The organism is Methylobacterium segetis (assembly GCF_004348265.1).
Classification (GTDB): domain Bacteria; phylum Pseudomonadota; class Alphaproteobacteria; order Rhizobiales; family Beijerinckiaceae; genus Methylobacterium; species Methylobacterium segetis.
The window spans coordinates 1-19302 of the sequence record NZ_SMNT01000063.1 but is presented as its reverse complement, the minus strand read 5'-3'; the positions used below and the strand labels follow the sequence as shown (position 1 = coordinate 19302).

The following is a 19302-nucleotide window of genomic DNA, read 5'->3' as shown; positions in this document are numbered from 1 at the left end:
AAGGCCGGCTTCGTGCCGCAACCTCGGCCTTGAGGGGCGCAAGCGCGTGCCCGGCGACGCGCCTTCCCTCGTCCCGGGACGATGGACCGAGCGTCGCCTCGCTCGCGGGCCGCTGTTCCTGCCAGCCTCAACCCGAGCCCCTGCCCTGCTCCACGACGGCCCAATGCCCCTCCCGCACGAGGGCGCATAGCAGGCCTTGAGCATTCGACGTTCCGGCAGACCAGATAATCCAGAAAAATGTTAGAAAATCTCGTACTAACTCCACGATCTAGCTATTAATAGAGTTGCCGTCTTAAGTACAATTTATGTCTGTTCGGCAGGTTAAAAGTTCTTTAACAGCATCATCAGGCCGAAACACCGGCGAATTCTGTCCGTCAGCTGTCATGTCAGCGAGACATGCGTGCAACCCGCGCGCGTGCCCTGTCCTGTCGTGCCGCCCGGACATCCTTCTGGGAGGCTGTTATGGTTGCTCTGGTCAGGCACGACCTCGAATTCATCCTGCGGCAGATCAAGATCGCCGAGGCGAATTCGGAGGCGCATTCCGGCACGCAGGCGAAGGCGCTCACGCAGATCTACGTGGACGCGAACGGCAACGTCGTCGCCTCGACGGCGCCCGAGGCCGCTCTCGCCATCAGCCACCCGCTCGCGCCCTACGGCCTGCGCACGGTCGACGGCAGCTACAACAACCTCATCGCGGGCCGCGACCAGTGGGGCGCGGCCGACAATCCGTTCCCGCGGATCACCGATCCCTACTGGCGCAACGAGACCGACGACAGCCTCACCTTCGGGCCCGGCGCCGTCCTCACCGACGGCAATTACGGCGAGATGGGCCTGCCCCCGCCCCCCACCCGCGGCCTCGGCGGCGGCACCCTGGTCGACGCCGATCCTCGCATCATCTCGAACCTCATCGTCGACCAGACGCTGAACAACCCGGCCGCCATCTACGCGGCGCTGATCCATTCGGGCTACTCGGGCGCTGCCCTCAACACGGCGCTCACCGCGATCGTCGCGGCGAAGGCGGCCCTCGACGCGGCAAACGCGGAGACCACCTCGGCGGGCCAGCCGCTCTCCGCCCTTCAGGCGACGCTCGCGACCGCGCAGCAGGCCAACGACGCCGCCCAGTCCGCCCTCACCGCGGCTCAGGCGGTTGCCGGCGCGGACGAGGCGGCCCACGACGTCGCGCTTCTCGTCGTCACCGCGGCCGAACAGGCGGTGATCGCGGCGAGCAGCGCGCTCGAGGAGCTGCGCAACGACGCCACCGACGATGCGGATCAGTCCGCGGAGATCCAGGCCGCCTTGGGCGCCGTCTCCACGGCGCAAGCGGACCTGGACGCGGCGCTCGCCACGGCCGCCCCGCTCGGAACCGCGGCCGCCACCTCGGCGGGGCTTGCCGAGGACGCGGCGGCCCTCGCGTCACAGACCGCCGGGAGCCTCCTGGCGGCCCAGCAGGCCCTCGGGCAGGCGCAGGAGGCCCGCGACACGGCCAAGGAGGAGGCCGACGCCGCGGAAGCCGCGCTCGCGGATCTGCTGGCCGACCACGCCATCACGATGGAGGGCCAGTCCGTCGTCATCCCGAACGTCTCGCCGGACGAGGGCCTGTCAGCCCCCTACAACAGCTGGTTCACGCTGTTCGGCCAGTTCTTCGATCACGGCCTCGACCTCGTGACCAAGGGCGGCAACGGCACGATCTACATCCCGCTGCAGCCCGACGACCCGCTCTACAAGCCCGGCTCGCCCACGAACTTCATGGTCCTCACCCGCGCGCCGGAGGGGGCTGACAACCTGACGACACCCTGGGTCGACCAGAACCAGACCTACACGTCGAGCGCCTCGCACCAGCTCTTCCTGCGCGAGTACGCCATGGTCGACGGTAAGCCGCTGGCCACCGGCAAGCTGCTGCAGGGCGAGCGCGGCCTCGCCACCTGGGCGGACGTGAAGGAGCAGGCTCGCACCATGCTCGGCATCGAGCTCACCGACGCCGACATTGGGAACATTCCGCTCTTCAAGATGGACGCCTACGGCGAGTTCGTGCGCGGCGCCAACGGCCTGCCGCAGATCGTGCGCAGCCTCGGCTCCGACGGGAAGTTCGGCGGCGGCGACGACGCCTTCGAGGAGGGCAACCTCACCACCCCGATCTCGACCGCAGGCTCGGTCCGGACCGGCCACGCCTTCCTCGACGACATCGCGCACGCCGCCGTGCCGGTGCTCTCGCTGGCCGGTGTGCTCCAGAAGGACGCCGACAGCGTAGTCGGCTACGCGGGCGGCTTCGACACCCGCGGCAACCAGACCTCCTACGACGACGAGCTCCTCGACGCCCACTACATCACGGGCGACGGGCGCGGGAACGAGAATATCGGGCTCTCGGCCGTCCACCACGTGTTCCACTCGGAACACAACCACATGGTCGAGCAGGTCAAGACGCTGGCGCTCGCCTCGGGCGACCTCGCCTTCCTCAACGAGTGGCTGCGGGTCGACCTGCCGACGGGGAGCGCCTTCCCGACCTCCCAGGGCGCCATCGACGCCCTGCAATGGGACGGCGAGCGCCTGTTCCAGGCGGCGCGCTTCACCACCGAGATGCAGTACCAGCACCTCGTGTTCGAGGAGTTCGCCCGCAAGGTCCAGCCCGACGTCGACGCCTTCGTGTTCAACCCGTCGATCGACATCAACCCGGCGATCTTCGCCGAGTTCGCCCACGTCGTGTACCGGTTCGGCCACTCGATGCTGCGCGAGACCGTCGATCAGATCGACGTCAACGGCGTCAAGGATCCGATGAAGCTGTTCGACGCCTTCCTGAACCCGTTGGCGTTCGGCTCGGACACGATCGACCACGACGTCGCGGCCGGCGCCATCGTGCGCGGCATGACGAGCCAGATCGGCAACGAGATCGACGAGTTCGTCACCCACGTGCTGCGCAACCAGCTCGTCGGCATCCCCCTGGACCTCGCCGCCCTCAACCTCGCCCGCGGCCGCGACACCGGCATCCCGCCGCTCAACATCGCCCGAGCGCAATTCCGGGACGCCGCCAACGGCGACAGCCAGCTCGACCCCTACACGAGCTGGACCGACTTCGCGCTGAATCTCAAGAACCCGGCCTCGATCGTGAACTTCATCGCGGCCTACGGCACGCACGGCTCGATCACCGGCCGGGTGGCGAACACGGCGACCGCGGACCCGAACGACACCCGCGAGAAGACGGCCGAGGAGAAGCGCGACGCGGCCATGAAGCTCGTCTTCGGCGACGAGACGCTGACAGGCCCTGCGAAAGTGGCGTTCGATGCCGATCGTGCCGCCTTCCTCAACGCGCGTGGTGAGTATGCCGGCGGCAAGCTCGGCGGCCTCAACGACGTCGACCTCTGGGTCGGCGGCATGGCCGAGAAGAAGATGGCCTTCGGCGGCATGCTGGGCTCGACCTTCTCGTTCATCTTCGAGCTGCAGCTCGAGAACCTCCAGAACGCGGATCGGTTCTACTACCTGTCCCGCGTCCAGGGCCTGAACTTCCTGAACGAGCTGGAGAACAACTCCTTCGCCAAGATCGTGCTCAACAACACCGATCTCGGCGAGACCGGCTACGCGCTGCCCGGCGACATCTTCTCGACGCCGGACCACACGCTCTACATGGATCACGCCAAGCAGAACCGGTTCGGCTACGCCGACCCGCAGCAGGACGATCCCTTCCTCCAGGCGCTCTCGCCGATGGTCGAGCGCCGCGACGCGGCGGGCAACCTGATCAACCCGGTCGACAACCCGACCGCCGTCGCGAGCTACATCCGCGTCAACACGAACGACCACGTCCTGATCCAGGGCACGGACGGCAACGACACGATCATCGCCGGCGGCGGCGACGACTCGGTCTGGGGCGGCAAGGGCAACGACCGGATCGAGGCGGGCTACGGCGTCGACAAGATCCACGGCGGCGAGGGTGACGACATCATCACCAACCGCGGCACCGACATCGGCGAAGTGGACATGTTCCACGGCGAGGAGGGCAACGACGTCATCCACGCCGGCTCGGGTCTGGCCCTCGTCTTCGGCAACCAGGGCCAGGACTTCATCATCACCGGCCCGGACGGCAAGGAGGCCTTCGGCGGCACCGGCAACGACTTCATCCTCGGCGGCGAGGGCGGGGACTTCCTGCTCGGCAACGAGGGCGACGACTGGCTCGAGGCGGGCAACGGCTTCGACACCACGGCCGGCGACAACTCGGAGCTGTTCTTCAACTCCAGCATCATCGGCCACGACGTGATGTTCGCGGGCGAGAACGAGCACGATTTCGACGCCGAGTCCGGCGACGACATCATGGTCCAGGGGGAGTCCGTCATGCGCAACGAGGGCATGTGGGGCTTCGACTGGGCGATCCACAAGTTCCACAATCAGGGCGCCGACGACGACCTGATGCGGCCGATCTTCACCACCGACCAGCAGGACATCCTGCGCGATCGCTTCGACACCGTGGAGGCGCTCTCGGGGTGGGACCAGAACGATCTCCTGAAGGGCGACAACCGCGGCGAGCCGGACCCGGCCGCCGAGCCGGAGGTCGGGGAGAACCCGAACCTCGCGGCGGCCGAGAACACCATGGTCAAGCACGAGCTGACCCAGGCGGGCGTCGACCGGATCGCGGGCCTGCGCGGCGTCCTCGGCGACTGGGTGAGCGCGCCGGCGGCGGGCGATCGCGAGGCGCAGATCGCCTTCGACGACGGCAACATCCTGCTCGGCGGCGGCGGCAGCGACACGATCGAGGGCCGCGGCGGCAACGACGTCATCGACGGCGACCGCTGGCTCAACGTCCGCATCCTCATCGAGAAGGACGGGACGCGCTACACCGCCGACGGCATGGCCAGGAAGGTCTACCTGGAGAGCGACGTCGTGCAGGGCGTCGTCCGGGCCGGCGCGGTCGCGCAGTTCGGCGGCACGACCCTCGACGCGCTGATGCTGAGCCGCACCCTCAACCCCGGCCAGCTCTCGATCGTGCGCGAGGTGGTCAGGGACGACGGGGTCGGCGACACCGACATCGCGGTCTACGGCGACGTCGTGGCCAATTACAGCTTCGGCCGCAACGCCGACGGCTCGATCCGGGTCACGCACGACACCGTGACGGTGGGCCTCGTCTCGGACGGCATCGACAAGCTCTGGAACATCGAGCGGCTGCGCTTCGCCGACGGCGAGTTCAGCCTGCGGGAGCTCGTCAACTTCCCGGCCACCGGCGCTCCCGTGATCATCGACCCAACCCCGACGAACGGCCTCGTCTCGCCGACCGAGGGGCAGCCGCTGAGCGTCAGCACGGCGGGAATCCAGGACGAGAACGGCCTCGGCGCCTTCTCCTATCGCTGGGAGCGCTCCGCCGACGGCGGCGCCACCTGGATCGCCATCACCGGCGCTGGCGCGGCCGGCTCCACCTTCACGCCGAACGAGGGCGTCCTCGGCTTCGGCAGCCAGGTCGGCAACATCCTGCGCGTCGGCGTCACCTTCCCGGACGGCGACGGCCACTCGGAGACGCTGTTCTCGGCACCGACGGGCGTGGTCGGCGACGATTGGACCGGACTGCCCCTCGTGCTCACCACGTTCAACGGAACGGCCGGTGATGACGTCGCCAATGGAGCGAATGCCGCCCTGTTCAGCAACGACACGCTGAACGGTTTCGGCGGCAACGACCTCCTGAACGGGCGGGCAGGCAACGACACCCTCACCGGCGGGGCGGGCGACGACCGTCTCGACGGCGGGGCCGGAACCGACGTGGCGGTCTATGGCGGCAGCGCGCGCAATTTCAGCTTCGGGCTCGGCGCTCCGGGGCAGCTCACGGTCAGGGACCTGACGGGAGCGGAGGGGCTCGACACGCTCTCGACGATCGAGCAGTTGCGGTTCGCCGGGGTCACCTACGCGCTCGTCAACGGCGGCGATACCGGCGTCACGCCCGGCGGCGGGGCGGGGGCCGACATCATCCTCGGTCACGGCGGGGCCGACACCCTCAACGGGAACGCCGGCAACGACGTGCTCGTGGGCGGGACCGGCAACGACACGGTCAACGGTAACGCGGGCAGCGACCTCCTCCTCTGGCGGGTCGGCGACGGCCGCGATGTCCTGAACGGCGACACGACCGCCCAGAACGGCGCCGGCACCGACACCGTCCACATCGCCGGCGACGCCTCGGCCGAGACCTTCCGCATCTACGCGCGGCCGGCGGCCCTGGCCGCCGGGATCACCGGCCTCAACGCCAACACGGAGATCGTGATCACCCGCAACGGCACGGACAACGCCGCGATCATCGCCGAACTCGACAACATCGAGGAGATCGTCATCAACGGTTTCGGCGGCGGCGACACCTTCATCCCGATCGGAACCTTCGCCGGCACCAGCCTGCTCGCGAGCACGATCACCCTGGAGGGCAGCACCGACGACGACGTGGTCGACATCTCCGGCCTCACCTCATCGCACCGGATCGTCTTCCGCTCGAACGGCGGCGACGACACCCTCATCGGCACCCTGCGCCCGCAGGACGTGATCGAGCTGGCGCCGGGCCTCGCGCCGGACGCCTGCGAGATCGAGGAGAACGGGAACGGCACCGTCACGGTGTCGGGTGGCGGCCACAGCGTCACCTACTCCAGTGCCGGCCGGCCGATCGTCCGCGGCGAGACCGAGCACGAGCACGAGCACGAGCATGAACACGAGCATGAGCATGAGCATGAGCATGAACACGAGTCGGAGGGGCGGGAGGACGAGCACCCGACCCTGATCCACCACCGCGAGCATTTCGGCAGCGTGACCCACGATCCGCACAGCGCCGCGGGCGAGGTCTACGCCCTCTACGACGCCGTGTTCGACCGGGCCTGCGACGCGGGCGGACAGCAATACTGGACCGAGGCCCGCGGCTCCGGCCTCTCGCTCCGCGACCTCGCCGACGCCCTGCTCCGGTCCGAGGAGGGCCGGGGGCATTTCGGGGAGGGCGACGACCGCGGCTTCGTGGAGGATCTCTACCGCACGGCGCTGGGCCGGGAGGGCGAGGAGAGCGGCGTCACGAGTTGGCTGCAGGCTCTCGGGAACGGGATGTCGCGGGCCGAGGCGGTCCTCGGCTTCGCCTTCTCGGAGGAGAACCTCGCCGACCTGCAGCCGGCCTACGCCCACGGCGTGTTCACGGCGGACCGGGACGCGGGCGACGCGGCGCGGCTCTACTACGGTCTCCTCGACCGGGCGCCGGACGCAGGGGGGCTCGAGGCCTGGACGGGGATGATGAAGGGCGGCCTGTCCGACACGGATGCGGCGCAGTGCTTCCTCGACTCCGCGGAGTACACGGGCAAGTACGCGAACCTCTCCGACTCGGATTACGTCGAGCGCCTCTACAAGAACGCGCTCGGCCGCCACGCGGAGGACGAGGGCCTCGACTATTGGACGGGGTCCCTGGCGGCGGGCGCCTCGCGCGCCTCGGTCGCGGTGGGCATCACCCTGAGCCCGGAGGCCCAGCGCTGCCTCGCCCTGCAGATCGAGGAGGGCTGGCAGCTCGTCTGAGCCCGCCCCTCGCCCGAAGTGCCGGCCGCGGTCCCCCGGGACCGCGGCCTCTTCGTTCGCGCCTTCCCGCCCGGCCGAAGCCGGCCCGCGGCCTGCCCCTGCCGGCTGAACGTCCGATGCCGCAGACGCAGCCGGTTTACGGCGGTCCTTCCCGCGGCCATGCTCGCGCCGGCCGGCCGGAAGCCGGCAGGCAAGCTCGGAGACGTTCGCGGATGAGATGGGTCAGATGGCTGGCACTCCTGCCCTTCCTCGGCATGCTCGGCGGGCCCTTCTTCCTCAACCGCGTCACGCCCCTCGTTCTCGGCCTGCCCCTGCTGCTGGCCTGGCTCGTCTTCTGCGTGCTGATGACCTCGGTCATCATGGGCCTGATCTACCTCTGCGATCCTGAGAACCGCGCGGACGGGACGGGCGAGGGAGCCGGCGAATGAGCGTCGCTCTCCTCATCATCGCCTGCGCCTTCGCGGGCGTTCTGGCGCTCGGCATCCGGGCCCGCTCGGGCCGCGAGATGAGCCTGGAGCAATGGACCGTGGGCGGGCGCGGCTTCGGCACGATGCTCGTCTTCCTGCTGATGGCGGGCGAGATCTACACCACCTTCACCTTCCTCGGCGGCTCGGGCTGGGCCTACGGGAAGGGGGGGCCGGCCTACTACATTCTCTGCTACCTGACGCTCCTCTACGTCGTCTCCTACTGGCTGCTGCCGCCGATCTGGCGCTACGCCAAGGAGCACCGGCTGTTCTCGCAGCCCGATTTCTTCGCCGCGAAGTATCAGAGCCGCGGCCTCGGCCTCGTGGTGGCCCTCGTCGGGATCGTCGCCCTCGTCCCCTACCTCGTCCTGCAGCTGAAAGGGCTCGGCATCATCGTCTCGACCGCCTCCTACGGGGCGGTCTCGCCGACGCTGGCGATCCTGATCGGGGCGGCGGCGGTGACGGCCTACGTCACGGTCTCCGGCGTCCACGGCTCGGCCTGGACCGCGGTCATCAAGGACCTGATGATCCTGTTCGTGGTCGCCTTCCTCGGCATCTACCTGCCGCTGCACTATTACGGCGGCTACGGTGCGATGTTCGAGGCGATCGAGGCGGCCAAGCCCGGCTTCCTCGCCCTGCCCGAGCGCGGGCAGTCGCCGACCTGGTTCGCCTCGACCACCCTGCTCACGGCGCTCGGCGGCTACATGTGGCCGCACGTCTTCGTCTCGATCTACACGGCGGGCGATCCCCGCTCCTTCCGGCGCAACGCCGTGCTGCTGCCGGTCTACCAGCTCATCCTGCTGTTCGTGCTGATGGTGGGCTTCGCGGCCGTGCTGCAGGTGCCGGGGCTCGCGGGCGCCGACGTCGACCTCGCCCTGTTCAAGCTCGCGCTGCAGAGCTTCCCGCCGTGGTTCGTCGGCGTGATCGGTGCCACCGGGGTGCTCACCGCGCTCGTGCCGGGCTCGATGATCCTGATGTCGGGGGGCACGCTCGTCGCCAACAACCTCGTCCGGCCCCTGCGCCCCGGCCTCTCCGAGGCCGGAACCGCGCGGCTCGCCAAGCTCTCGGTGCCGCTCATCGCCCTCGTCAGCGTGGGCGTGACGCTGCATGGCGGCGAGACGATCGTGCAGCTCCTGCTGATGGGCTACAATTTCGTGACGCAGCTCCTGCCCGCGCTGGTCGCGAGCCTGATGCGGGACAACCCCCTCACCGCGCGAGGGGCGCTCGCCGGCATCCTCGTCGGGGTCGCCGCGGTGGCGGCGACGAGCCTCGGCGGCCTGACGCTGGCCGGCCTGTTCCCCTTCCTGCCGGGGCCGGTGCAGGACATCAACGTCGGCTTCGTGGCGCTCGCCCTCAACCTCGCCGCGGCGGTGATCGTCAGCCGCCTCGACAGGCCCCGCCGCGGGTGAGACAATCGGAGATCCTGTCCGCCCGGGCCGAGCGCGGGCGCCAACCACCGGGGAGCGCGGGATGTCGCCGGAACTTCGCGAGTCGCGCGCGGCGCTGATCCTTCTCGCCGTCGCCGTCTTCTCCGTCCTCGTGTTCGGGGCGGTCACCCTGATCAGCCAGATCGGCGGTTGAGGCCGCCCGTGAAACGGAGGGCGCCCGGCCGGCATTGAGGGAGCATGCGCCCGCGCGCGCCCGACGATCCGAGAGCCGCATTGCCCGAGACCGCGCCCCGCCCCTCCCGCCGCCACGCGGAGCTGGGACTCGCCTTCTACGACGTCGTCGAGCCCGCCCGCTTCCCGCAGGCGATCCTGCGCTACCGCAACCGGCCCTGGGCGGAACGGGTCGGCCTCGGCTCCCTCACGGACGCGGACTGGACCCGGCATTTCGGCCGCTTCGAGCCCCTGCCCGGCAGCTTCCCCGAGCCCCTGGCCCTGCGCTACCACGGCCACCAGTTCCGGTCCTACAACCCGGACCTCGGGGACGGGCGCGGCTTCCTGTTCGCGCAGCTTCACGACCTGGCGGACGGGCGCCTCCTCGATCTCGGCACCAAGGGCAGCGGCCAGACCCCGTGGTCGCGGGGGGCGGACGGGCGCCTGACCCTGAAGGGCGGCGTGCGCGAGGTGCTCGCCACCGCAATGCTGGAGGCTCTCGGCGTCGAGACCTCGAAATCCTTCAGCCTGATCGAGACCGGCGAGGCGCTGGAACGGGGCGACGAGCCCTCCCCCACGCGATCGAGCGTGCTCGTGCGGCTGAGCCACTCCCATATCCGTATCGGCAGCTTCCAGCGCTTCCTGGCACTCGGCGAGCCCGACACCCTCGCCCGCCTCCTCGACCACACGATCACCACCTACATGCCGGAGATCTGGAAGGACGCCCTTCCCGACCGGGCCGTCGCCTTCCTCGAGGCGGTGAGCCGGCGCGTCGCCCGCATGGGCGCGCAATGGATGGCGGCGGGGTTCGTGCACGGCGTGCTCAACACCGACAACATCAACGTCACCGGCGAGAGCTTCGATTACGGCCCCTGGCGCTTCCTGCCGCATTTCGACCCCGACTTCACGGCGGCCTATTTCGACACGAACGGCCTCTACAGCTTCGGGCGCCAGCCCGAGGCCCTGTTCTGGAACCTGAGCCGGCTCGCCGACTGCCTGCTGCCGCTCGCCGAGCAGCCGCGGCTGGAGGCCGTCCTGAGAGGCTTCGGGCCGCACCTGCAGGATGCCTTCGCGACGGCGCTCTTCGCCCGCTTCGGCCTCGCCCTGGCGCCCGAGGAGCCGACTCACCGCTTCGTCGGCGCCTTCTGGCGCTTCCTCGCCGAGAGCGGGGCGCCGTTCGAGCGCGTCTTCTTCGACTGGTACGGCGGACGGGCGAGCGAGGATCGCGCGCAAGCGAGCCCGGTCGCGGCCCTCTACCGAGCCGAGAGCTTCGCGCCCGTGCGCGCCGCCCTGGAAGCCCTCGAGGCCGCCTCGCCGGGCCGCCTCGCCCATCCGTATTTCGCGGGCCACGCACCCTGCACCCTGCTCATCGACGAGGTCGAGGCGATCTGGGCACCGATCGCCGACCGGGACGATTGGTCGGCCTTTTCGGACAAGCTCGCCGCAATCGCCGGCATGGCGGACGCCTACGGCACGGGATTGGAGGGTCCGGGACCCGGGTAGGGGTTCGCGGACGGCTCCCCCGCGCCGCACGGGCCGCAGATCTCACCGCCCTCCCCGACCCGCTCGCGCTCGGCCTCGCGCCCCCGCGCGATGCCGGCGTCGATGGCCCGCCGCGCGAGCCGCAGGCCGAGCCAGAACAGGAGCGCGCAGACGGCAAGCGCCGCGAGGATCTTGGTGGCGTGCATCGGGCGGATCCTGGATCGTTCTCCATGATCTGCGGATCATGGGAAAGGCTTCGCATTCTTGAGGCAGCGCGTCGTCCCCACCCGAGCCGGAATCACTCCGCTCGAGCATGCCCGAGCCGGCGAGGCCCGGCGCCCGGTATCTCGCCTGCAGCCCCGGCGGGATACCGGACCGGATGCGCCGGTGGATGCTGGCCGTAGAACAGAATCGATCCCGTTCATCAGCGAGCAGGCCGGAATTTCTTCAGCGCCCTTTTGCGTTGTTTGCCGGCAACACCGGGAAGGGTGCTGAGATCCCGTCATCGAAATCAGTGTTCGGAATGAATCGGATGTGGCAAGGCTCCGAAATCGAAAATCTTTCCGGGCCGAATACGTGCCGAAGCAGCCTTTTCCATTGACCCGCACGGGCAGCGTGACTGCGCGGTCAGCAGGGGGTCTGCCGCGTCGGACGGGCCGAGCTCGGGCGCCATCGGCGAGGCACGCCTGACCGGCACCCTCCGTGCCATGCTCCCAGAGCCCCGCCCCGCCTCCGAGCGCCCCAGACCCGGCCGCTTCCGAACCGATCGAAAAGCCGAAAATCAGACCGCACGATAAGAATGAGGCGCCGCAGACAGGCGCGCCAGGGGGGAGCGCATGTTGAATTTCCGAACGCTTCAGTATCCGTTTCTCTTCAGCATTCCCATCCTGAGCCAGGCAAGCGGCCTGCGCGGCCTGTTCGCGCGCAGCCCCCGGACCTTCTCACCCACCACGCCGATCATGGGGCATGTCCTCGATCTCGATCCGCCGATCTTCTGCTGCCAGCCGCAGCCGTGGCCCTTCGGAGCCGCGCATCACTTCGCGAGCCGCTATCCGGATGAGCCCTTCGTCTTCCTGACGCCGATCACGATGAGCCTTGAGCGGCCGACCTTCGCCCTCTCCCTGGCGTTCCAGCACCGCCGCTTCCGGCAAGCCCATCCCCGCTCCCGCCTGATCGTCATGGCCAACACGCCGGCGGAGGAGCGGCTCCTGCATCGGCTCGGTGTCGACGTGCACTTGGCTCCTCAGAACATGTTCGTCGACGAGAGCATGTACCATCCGCTTCCCGGCCACGAACGATCCTATGACGCGATCTACAATGCCCAGCTCGCTCCCATGAAGCGGCACGAGCTGGCGCGCCTCGTCCCGAGCTGCGCCTATGTGACGAAGATGTTCGGCCGCTGGTCCCCGCAACTCAGACGGGCCCAACTCGGCCGGTTCGTCCGCTCGCTGCCGCAGCGTCACGTCATCCTCAACGAGGTCACGCCGGACAACGTCTTGCCGATGAACCATGTGCAGGTGAACGAGGCGATGGCGTCGGCCCATGTCGGCCTGTGCCTGTCGAAGGTCGAAGGCGCCATGTACGCGAGCATCGAGTACCTGCTGGCGGGTCTGCCGGTCGTGTCGACCCGCAGCACCGGCGGGCGGGATGCCTTCTTCCACCCGGACACCACCCTGGTGGTCGACGATGATCCCCGATCCGTCCAGGACGGGGTCGCCGCGATGAAGGCGCGCGCCCTGCCCCCGGACTTCGTGCGCGCCACGACGTTGCGGCTCGTGGCTGCCGAGCGGGAACGCTTCAACACGTTCATCGACGGGTTGCGCGGGCGGGAGGCGCGGCGGACCGACGAGCGGTGGTCGTTCGCCTATCACCACAAGCTCAGCCGCTTCGGCCTCCTGTCGGAATTCGAGAGCGAGCTGGGACGCCGCGCCCGCCGATCGCCGGAGCCGTGAGCGCGTCAGGCCTGTCGGGGCCTCGTCAGGCGCCCGGCCCCACCGGGGGCAGACCCTGCTCCGGGGTCGGCACGACGCCGAGGCCGGAGGGATCGTCCGGCGCCGTGGCGCCGAGACGGCGCAGCAGCGCCTCGTAGGTCTGGGCCGCAGGCGAGCCCGCTTGGCGCTCGTTGGTGCGGTCGAGGAGTTCGCGCAGATCCGCCGCGAGCCGGGAGCGAGCCTCGCCCCCGCCGGGGCTCGCCTCGAACAGGTGGCCGAGGGCGAGCTCGAAGGCGCCGACGAGCACCCGCAGCCGCTCGACCTCGTCCCGAATGCCTGGATCCACGCGCGCCTCCCTCTTGTCGGGACTCAACGCGCCGGGGCGGCGGGAGGTCCGGCCCGTCAGCCGAGCTTCGGCGGCGCGTCGGCCGTCACGGCGCCGACCGGGCGCCAGACGTTGCGGGCAAGGCCGAGGCGCTCGCCCCGGTCGAGGGCCCACCACGCGAGGCGCGTGCGCCAGCGGGCGAGGCCGAGGGCCGACCACAGGTCGAGGCCGGGGGTCGGCAGGAAGGGGTTGTGCCGGTCGTAGGCCCAGACCTCGATCCGCACCGAGGGGCGCAGCGACGGCCCGCGGGCGTGGAAGCCCACCGTATCGCCGACGACGAGGGTGTTGCCCGGCACCGCGAAGGCGACGGGCTCGCCGTAGCCGAGGCGCTTCAGCTGCGCCCGGGTCGCCCGGAAGGAGCCGCGCCCGGTCAGCCGGTCGGGATTGCGGGCGGCGCCTCGGGCGAGGCGCCGCTCCCAGGCGAGGCGGCGCTTGGTCGGCCGGTGCGAGCCCGGCACGTAGGTGAAGGGCCCCTCGTCCTCCGCCACATCGGTCAGGAAGAGCCACGCCTTCATGGTCGGATGGAAGGTGTCGATGTGGAAGTTCGTCTGCGGGTCGGGCGGCCCCTCGGCGACGTGCGAGAGGATCGCCTGCACGGTGATGACCGGCTCGCAATCGAAGCTCGACACGTAGCGCAGGAGGCCCCGCCACTCGGGAAGCTCCAGGAGGCGGGCCATCGCCGGCATCCGCTTCAGCGTCTCGGGATCGAGAGGGATGCGGCGGGTGACCGTGTCGCCCTGGAGCTGCTCGCGCGCCTCCACCGCGATGCTGCCGACCTCCGCGCAGACGGCGGCGTAGAGATCGGCGGGCATGAAGTCGCGCCGGGCGATGAACCCGTCGCGGGCGAAGGCGTCCCGGTCCTCCGCCGAGGCGAGATGCGCGAGCTTGCGGCGCCGCCGGTCCGCCATGGCGTGAGCGAGGCGCACCCGCGCCGTGTGGAGGCCGAGGCGGTTGAGGCGCTCCGAGCCGAGGATGGGATTGTCGACGAAGGACTTGGCGCCGGTGGCGAGCTCGGCGAGCCAGAGCGGGGCCCGCAGGACGGCAGCGAGAGCGGGCCTGGCGCGGGCCGAGGGACCGGCGGTGGGACGCGAGGAAGCGGTGGCACTCATCGGAACGCGCATCCTCCGGATAGCCTGGAGATCGTCCCGTGCGACGGGATTACGCAACTCTTGCGTGTAAATGTGCGGAAAGGAAGGCCCTCTCGGCCGCCCGGGCCGGGCTGCGCCGACGTTGGCCAGACCCTATCTCCTGCGTCGCGAGACCCGTCGAGAGCCCCGAGCGACCCTGTGAACCAGCGCGAGACCTTCCACATCGAGATCCTCGGCTCCGACGATGCGGAGGTGCAGACGCGCGTCTCCGTGCGCACGAGCGACATTGCGGGGGCCCGGGAGCGGGCGTTGCGCCTGTTCGCCCGGGCGCGGGTGCCCCAGCGCGGTGGCGAGCCGGCGGAGGCGGTGCGGGTGATCGACGGGGCAGGGCGCGAGGTGTTCCGCCAGAGCCGGTTCGAGCGCGGGGATTAGGGCGCTCCCCGCCTCCCGCCCGTCGAGCCGCACCGGTCCCGTCTCGCCGGAGCCGCCCTCACCTCAGAGGCATCGACGGCCGCCCCCTTGCGAAAATGATCTGTTCCGCGCGATCAGACCGCGTTATCGGTCGATCGTCGTCCGACGCAGGTAAGCGCAAGGAGAGACCGACTTGATCTTCGATCATAATAAGATTTTTCGAAGGACGTTCCGGATCCTGTCCTTGCCGATACTTCCGATCCTGCTCCTCGCCGCGCTCCCCGGCGCCCGCGCCCAGACCGTGGAGGACGGCTCCGGTGCCGCCATCGGGCCGGCGGATACCCGCACGATCCTCGACATGGTCGCCCGGCACCTGAAGGAGCCGGATGCCAGGGTCACCGCCCTTCGCCGGGGCGAGGGCGCCGTGGTCTGCGGCTCCGTCGACGTGAAAAATCGGATGGGCCTGTATACCGGCCCGCGCGGCTTCGTCGCCGATCTTGCCGATGCCTTCTTCGGGCGGGTTCCGGAGGGGCCGGAACTCCTCAGCCCGAGCCGGCCGGAGGATTACAGGGCCATGGAGCGGACGCGGCAGCTCTACTTCAAGATGTGCCTGTCGTAGCGCTCCGAAGGCGCGCCCGGCCTCCCGGCACCGTTTCGCCAGATCGGGGCGCCCGCTGCCGCGAAGCCTCGGCTGCCCTATCTCACGCGCTGCGTCCCGCCCCGGTCCTCCCATGCGCCTCGCCATCGCCCTCGTCGGAGCCGTGCTCCTGTTCTGTGCCCTGTTCGTGCGCAGCTACACCGTGCCGCCCGCGCCCGACCGCCGGGGCGGCACAGTCGTGTCCCTCGCCCTGCCGAACCGGGCGCTCTTCGGAAGCCCGCGAGCCGACTGCCTCGGCACGCCGGAGGCCGAGTCCGTCATCGCCTGCCTGATCGCCTCGGTGAACCGGGCGCGCAGCGACGCGATCCCGCTCCTCAGCTTCGGCTTCTCGCCGACCTGCTACGACCTCTCGCAGCGCATCGCCCTGATCGGCAGGGATGCGGCGGTAGCCGAGGCCCGTCTCGCGCAGATCGCCCGCTTCGGCTGGTGAGGCGGCACTCCGCCGTCCCGAGGAGTGAGCCGGATCGGTCCCGCCCGCGGGCGCGTTGAGTTCGAGGATCCGGCGCGAGCCGGGAGAGCTTGAGACCGACGAGCTTGGGAACGACGACGATGGCGCTCCGATCCGAGACCCCTCCCCCGCCCGCCGACCTCAAGGCCCCGGCGACGCCGGCCTCCGGCCGGCCGACCACGGCCCAGCTCAAGGCCGACATCGACAGCGGGCGCACCGGCGACAAGGTCGAGCATTACGATCCCGGATTGTCGCAGCTCGGCACCGACGACGAGGCCGCCGGCCGTCCGGCCGGGCCGGATCGGATCGCGGCGGCCCGGCAGCAGGAATCCGCCGCGCCCCACGTGCGGGCGGCGGCCGACCCGCAGGGCAGCCGCCCCTGGGTTCTGCCGGCCTTCGCGGGGTTCATCGTGTTCGCAGCCGTCGCGATCGGCCTCGCCCTCTGGCTGCTGCGGTAGGGCAGCCGGCTCAGCCGGTCCGCGCCTGCGCGCCGGGCGACCGGCTCGCCAGCAGCCGGTCGAGCTCGCGCAGGATGGCGCACTTGGCACGTCGCTCGTTGGAGCGCTTCATCGGAGCCTCCGGACGCTCTCTCCCCGCGCCGCGGCGGGCGCTGAGAAGAGGCGACATCTCAAGGAGATAGGTGTGGGGCCGCGATCCTTCGGTCAAGGGAGGCGGGCAGCCCCGCGCGCGAAGCGGGGATGGCGAATGACGGCCGCCGGAACCGGCTGCGGCGTCGCGGGGATGGCGGGGACCCAGATCCTGATCTGCGTGCCGGCGCGGGGATCGAACACCGTGAGGACCATGACGGTCTCCTCTCATCCAACATGTCCGCGAGGCTCGCACGGGCCACCGGCGCCTTCCGTGATGCGTCTCACGCTGGCCAGAGGGCAAGCGCTGGAGAGAGCGGAAGGCCCCGCGGAGGCGTTCGAGCCGGCTCCCGACTCAATCCCTGCCGCCTGCCGGGCGGCTCGCATCCTGACGCGCGCCTCGGCGATGCGGGCGCGGGTCCGCTCCAGGGCGGCGGCCAGCGGAAAGAGCGGGTCGCCGTCCGGCGCCTCGAGGAGGTGGTGGGCGAGGCGGCGGCGCCCGGCCCAGAACATCTCGGCGAGCTCGGTGTCGGGCGCGGCGCAGGAATCGACCCGCAGGACCGCCGGGTCGGCGAGCCAGTCCCGGCTCAGCCGGTGGACGAGCTGGACGCCCGGCGAGTGGCGCGCCTGCCCCTCGTCGTGGGCGATCTTCAGGAACCACAGGTCGGCGCCGGTCCGGGGCAGGATCGCGGCGGCGAGCGTGCGCTCGCCCCGCCGCAGCCGGTCGATGCGCAGGCGCCCCTCCGCCCCGAGCGCGGCCGTCATCGCGCGCAGGAAGGCGGCCTCCGGCGGCCGGCAGGCGATGGCGGTGCCGCTCCGCCCCTTCCAGCCCGCGGCCTCGAGGGCGATGAAGTCCTCGAGCGCGGCGGCGAGCGCGGCAGGCTCGTCCGCGGTGTCGAGGCGCAGTGCCTCGCCGTCCGCCTCCAGTGCCTCGGCGGCGGCGCGCAGCTTCCGGCGGCGGCGGGCGGAGAGGGGCGCGAGGGCGGCGCCCCGCGCCTCGTACTCGAGCCCGTCGAGATCGAGCAGGGCGCGGGCATGCGCCCAGACGCGCGCCTGTCGGGCGCCGCTCGCCGCACGCTCGGCGGCGAGGAGGTCGGCGAAGGCCCCCTCCGTCGGCAGGTAGGGCATCAGCAGGCGGGGGCTGAAGGCGAGCGCGCGCGGGGCGGCGAGGAGCGCCGCGAGCGCCCGGGCGGGCTCGTCCGCGTCGAGGAGCGGCACGCCGAGCACGCCGTGGTCGTGCATCCAGCCGGCCAGGACCGGCAGGGGCAGGCCCCAGCGGGCGCGGACCCGCCGGAAGGGCCAGAGCGCGAGGAGCCGGGCGCCCGGGGCCTCGGGAACCCGGTCCGCGACGAGGAGGAGATGCACGCCCGCGCCGTAGGCCGGAGCGGCGGCGCGCGCGTAGCCCGCCTCGTAGAACGGGTTCGCGAGGAAGGGCCTTTCCCCGAGGGCCTGCCAGGCGCGCCGGAACCCGGCATCCGGCCCGAGCGGGCGGAGCGCGGCGACGAGGCCGCCGGGCAGGGCGGCGTCGCGGATCATCGGAGGGCCCGGCGGCGGCCGAGGAGGTCGGCGAGGCCGACGACGTTGAAGCGCCACGCGGCGGCGAGGAAGCCCACGATCAGGATCGCGAGGCCGGCGAGCCGCGCCGGGGCGCCCTGGCCGCCCGGCAGGAGGCCGATCCCGAGGATCGCCCCCCAGGAGAGGAGCGCGAGGGCGAGGATGCCGCCGATGTCACCGCCCGGCACCGGCATGCGGAAGGATTCGGTGCCGCGGCGCCCGCCGGCCACGAAGACGAGGCAGGCGACCGCCTGTCCGGCCGCGAAGGCGATCGCCGCGCCCATCGCGCCCATGCGCGGGATCAGCAGCGCCGAGAGGCCGCCGACAGTAACGAGGAGCGCGGCCGAGGCGACGGCGTCGAGGTGGCTCGTGCGGGTGAAGTAGATGACCTGCCCGAAATAGTAGGAGCGGACCATCAGGAGGATGCTCGCCGCGAGCAGGATCGGCGCGAGCGCCAGGGCCTGCGCCCGGTAGCCGGGTCCGAGCAGCACGGCGACGAGGACGTCGTCGAAGGCGAGGACGAACACCGCCCCGAAGGCGCCGACCAGCGCCATGGCGCGGGCGGCGTCCGCGAGCACCGCCTCGGCCGCGCCGAGCGCCCCGGCCCGCACCTCGCGCTTGGCGATCGAGACGAGCGCCAGGGCGATGCTCTCGCCGAACACGACGAAGCCCTGGCGCAGGAAGTCGGCGATGGCGCCGTAGGCGCCGAGTTCTTCCGGGCCGACGCTGCGGCCGACGATGATCCGGTCGATGGTCTGGGCCAGCGCCGCGAGCCCGAAGGACAGGACGAGGGGCCAGCCGTAGGCGATGAGGCGACGCGCCTCGACGGCGCTGGCCCGGCCCCGCAGGAGGGGCGCGACCGCCCGAAGAGCGGGGAGCGCCGCGAGCCCGTTGGCGAGCGCCACGGCGAGGACGAGGGCGAGCGGATCGCCCGTCCGCACGAGCGCGAGACTGCCGAGGGCAAGCACGAGGACGGCGCGGGCGAGGATCGCCAGGGCGACGGAGCCCGCCGCGAGCCGGGTGCGGGCGATCTCGGTCGAGGCCTCGAACAGGGTCATACCGACGACCGCCGCGACGGTCGCCGCCGCGACGGCAGGGCTCGCGAGGCCCATGACCACGCAGAGCGCGGCCGCCAGCGCCGCGAGCGCCAGCATGGCGGCGAGGAGCCGCCCCACGGTGCCGACCTGGGCCGGGGCGCG

At 71.1% G+C, this 19302-nt stretch carries 15 protein-coding genes; 9 read left to right on the top strand and 6 right to left on the bottom strand.

The window, feature by feature from the left end:
- Positions 1–462 precede the first annotated feature (462 nt).
- The 4 genes from E1J50_RS16620 (at position 463) to E1J50_RS16605 (ending at position 11062) form a co-directional block, all read left to right on the top strand.
- Positions 463–7497 (top strand): peroxidase family protein, encoded by a 7035-nt coding sequence (locus tag E1J50_RS16620; protein ID WP_132254957.1) that lies wholly within the window; start codon positions 463–465, stop codon positions 7495–7497.
- Positions 7498–7709: 212 nt separating this feature from the next.
- Entirely contained in the window at positions 7710–7925 is a 216-nt protein-coding gene (locus E1J50_RS16615; RefSeq protein ID WP_132254956.1) for a DUF3311 domain-containing protein, read from the top strand.
- A complete protein-coding gene (locus E1J50_RS16610; protein WP_132254955.1) occupies positions 7922–9370 on the top strand; it encodes a sodium:solute symporter family protein in 1449 nt (482 codons plus the stop codon). The genes E1J50_RS16615 and E1J50_RS16610 overlap by 4 nt, the downstream gene beginning before the upstream one ends.
- Before the next feature lie 216 nt (positions 9371–9586).
- Complete coding sequence (locus E1J50_RS16605) at positions 9587–11062, top strand: protein adenylyltransferase SelO (protein WP_132254954.1); 1476 nt, start codon at positions 9587–9589, stop codon at positions 11060–11062.
- Here E1J50_RS16605 and E1J50_RS16600 read toward each other — a convergent pair.
- Entirely contained in the window at positions 11026–11247 is a 222-nt protein-coding gene (locus tag E1J50_RS16600) for a hypothetical protein (RefSeq protein ID WP_132254953.1), read from the bottom strand. The genes E1J50_RS16605 and E1J50_RS16600 overlap by 37 nt on opposite strands.
- A gap of 630 nt (positions 11248–11877) precedes the next feature.
- On the opposite strand from E1J50_RS16600, the gene E1J50_RS16595 reads away from it, so the two are divergent.
- Positions 11878–12993: a glycosyltransferase gene (locus E1J50_RS16595; protein WP_132254952.1), complete on the top strand. Its 1116-nt coding sequence runs from the start codon at positions 11878–11880 to the stop codon at positions 12991–12993.
- Positions 12994–13018: 25 nt separating this feature from the next.
- Here the strand turns inward: E1J50_RS16595 and E1J50_RS16590 are convergent, their stop codons facing one another.
- A complete protein-coding gene (locus E1J50_RS16590; protein WP_245516609.1) occupies positions 13019–13318 on the bottom strand; it encodes a hypothetical protein in 300 nt (99 codons plus the stop codon).
- A gap of 56 nt (positions 13319–13374) precedes the next feature.
- A complete protein-coding gene (locus E1J50_RS16585) occupies positions 13375–14466 on the bottom strand; it encodes a phytanoyl-CoA dioxygenase family protein (RefSeq protein WP_132254951.1) in 1092 nt (363 codons plus the stop codon).
- Positions 14467–14643: 177 nt separating this feature from the next.
- On the opposite strand from E1J50_RS16585, the gene E1J50_RS16580 reads away from it, so the two are divergent.
- The 4 genes from E1J50_RS16580 to E1J50_RS16565 all read left to right on the top strand — a co-directional run bounded on the left by E1J50_RS16580 (position 14644) and on the right by E1J50_RS16565 (position 16420).
- Complete coding sequence (locus E1J50_RS16580; RefSeq protein ID WP_132254950.1) at positions 14644–14877, top strand: hypothetical protein; 234 nt, start codon at positions 14644–14646, stop codon at positions 14875–14877.
- Positions 14878–15100: 223 nt separating this feature from the next.
- Entirely contained in the window at positions 15101–15475 is a 375-nt protein-coding gene (locus tag E1J50_RS16575) for a hypothetical protein (RefSeq protein ID WP_245516608.1), read from the top strand.
- A 112-nt stretch (positions 15476–15587) separates the two neighbouring features.
- Complete coding sequence (locus E1J50_RS16570; protein ID WP_132254949.1) at positions 15588–15944, top strand: hypothetical protein; 357 nt, start codon at positions 15588–15590, stop codon at positions 15942–15944.
- 119 nt (positions 15945–16063) lie between these two features.
- The gene (locus E1J50_RS16565) at positions 16064–16420 is read left to right on the top strand and encodes a hypothetical protein (RefSeq protein WP_132254948.1); all 357 of its coding nucleotides are present in this window, start codon (positions 16064–16066) and stop codon (positions 16418–16420) included.
- A 204-nt stretch (positions 16421–16624) separates the two neighbouring features.
- Here E1J50_RS16565 and E1J50_RS27390 read toward each other — a convergent pair whose 3' ends face one another.
- The 3 genes from E1J50_RS27390 to E1J50_RS27385 form a co-directional block, all read right to left on the bottom strand.
- The gene (locus tag E1J50_RS27390; RefSeq protein ID WP_165937889.1) at positions 16625–16765 is read right to left on the bottom strand and encodes a hypothetical protein; all 141 of its coding nucleotides are present in this window, start codon (positions 16763–16765) and stop codon (positions 16625–16627) included.
- 12 nt (positions 16766–16777) lie between these two features.
- Positions 16778–18085 carry a GNAT family N-acetyltransferase gene (locus tag E1J50_RS16560; RefSeq protein WP_132254947.1) on the bottom strand — a complete coding sequence of 436 codons (1308 nt, stop codon included), beginning with the start codon at positions 18083–18085 and terminating at the stop codon, positions 16778–16780.
- Positions 18082–19302, bottom strand: a 1221-nt coding sequence (locus E1J50_RS27385; RefSeq protein ID WP_165937888.1) for a lipopolysaccharide biosynthesis protein, incomplete at its 5' end; no start/stop codon positions are given. The genes E1J50_RS16560 and E1J50_RS27385, both read right to left, overlap by 4 nt.

Coding starts and splice junctions, on each gene's coding strand:
- E1J50_RS27390 (WP_165937889.1), bottom strand. CDS start 16,765: ATGGTCCTCACGGTGTTCGATCCCCGCGCCGGCACGCAGATCAGGATC.
- E1J50_RS16620 (WP_132254957.1), top strand. CDS start 463: ATGGTTGCTCTGGTCAGGCACGACCTCGAATTCATCCTGCGGCAGATC.
- E1J50_RS16570 (WP_132254949.1), top strand. CDS start 15,588: ATGCGCCTCGCCATCGCCCTCGTCGGAGCCGTGCTCCTGTTCTGTGCC.
- E1J50_RS16600 (WP_132254953.1), bottom strand. CDS start 11,247: ATGCACGCCACCAAGATCCTCGCGGCGCTTGCCGTCTGCGCGCTCCTG.
- E1J50_RS16610 (WP_132254955.1), top strand. CDS start 7,922: ATGAGCGTCGCTCTCCTCATCATCGCCTGCGCCTTCGCGGGCGTTCTG.
- E1J50_RS16565 (WP_132254948.1), top strand. CDS start 16,064: ATGGCGCTCCGATCCGAGACCCCTCCCCCGCCCGCCGACCTCAAGGCC.
- E1J50_RS16585 (WP_132254951.1), bottom strand. CDS start 14,466: ATGAGTGCCACCGCTTCCTCGCGTCCCACCGCCGGTCCCTCGGCCCGC.
- E1J50_RS16595 (WP_132254952.1), top strand. CDS start 11,878: ATGTTGAATTTCCGAACGCTTCAGTATCCGTTTCTCTTCAGCATTCCC.
- E1J50_RS16560 (WP_132254947.1), bottom strand. CDS start 18,085: ATGATCCGCGACGCCGCCCTGCCCGGCGGCCTCGTCGCCGCGCTCCGC.
- E1J50_RS16605 (WP_132254954.1), top strand. CDS start 9,587: ATGCGCCCGCGCGCGCCCGACGATCCGAGAGCCGCATTGCCCGAGACC.
- E1J50_RS16615 (WP_132254956.1), top strand. CDS start 7,710: ATGAGATGGGTCAGATGGCTGGCACTCCTGCCCTTCCTCGGCATGCTC.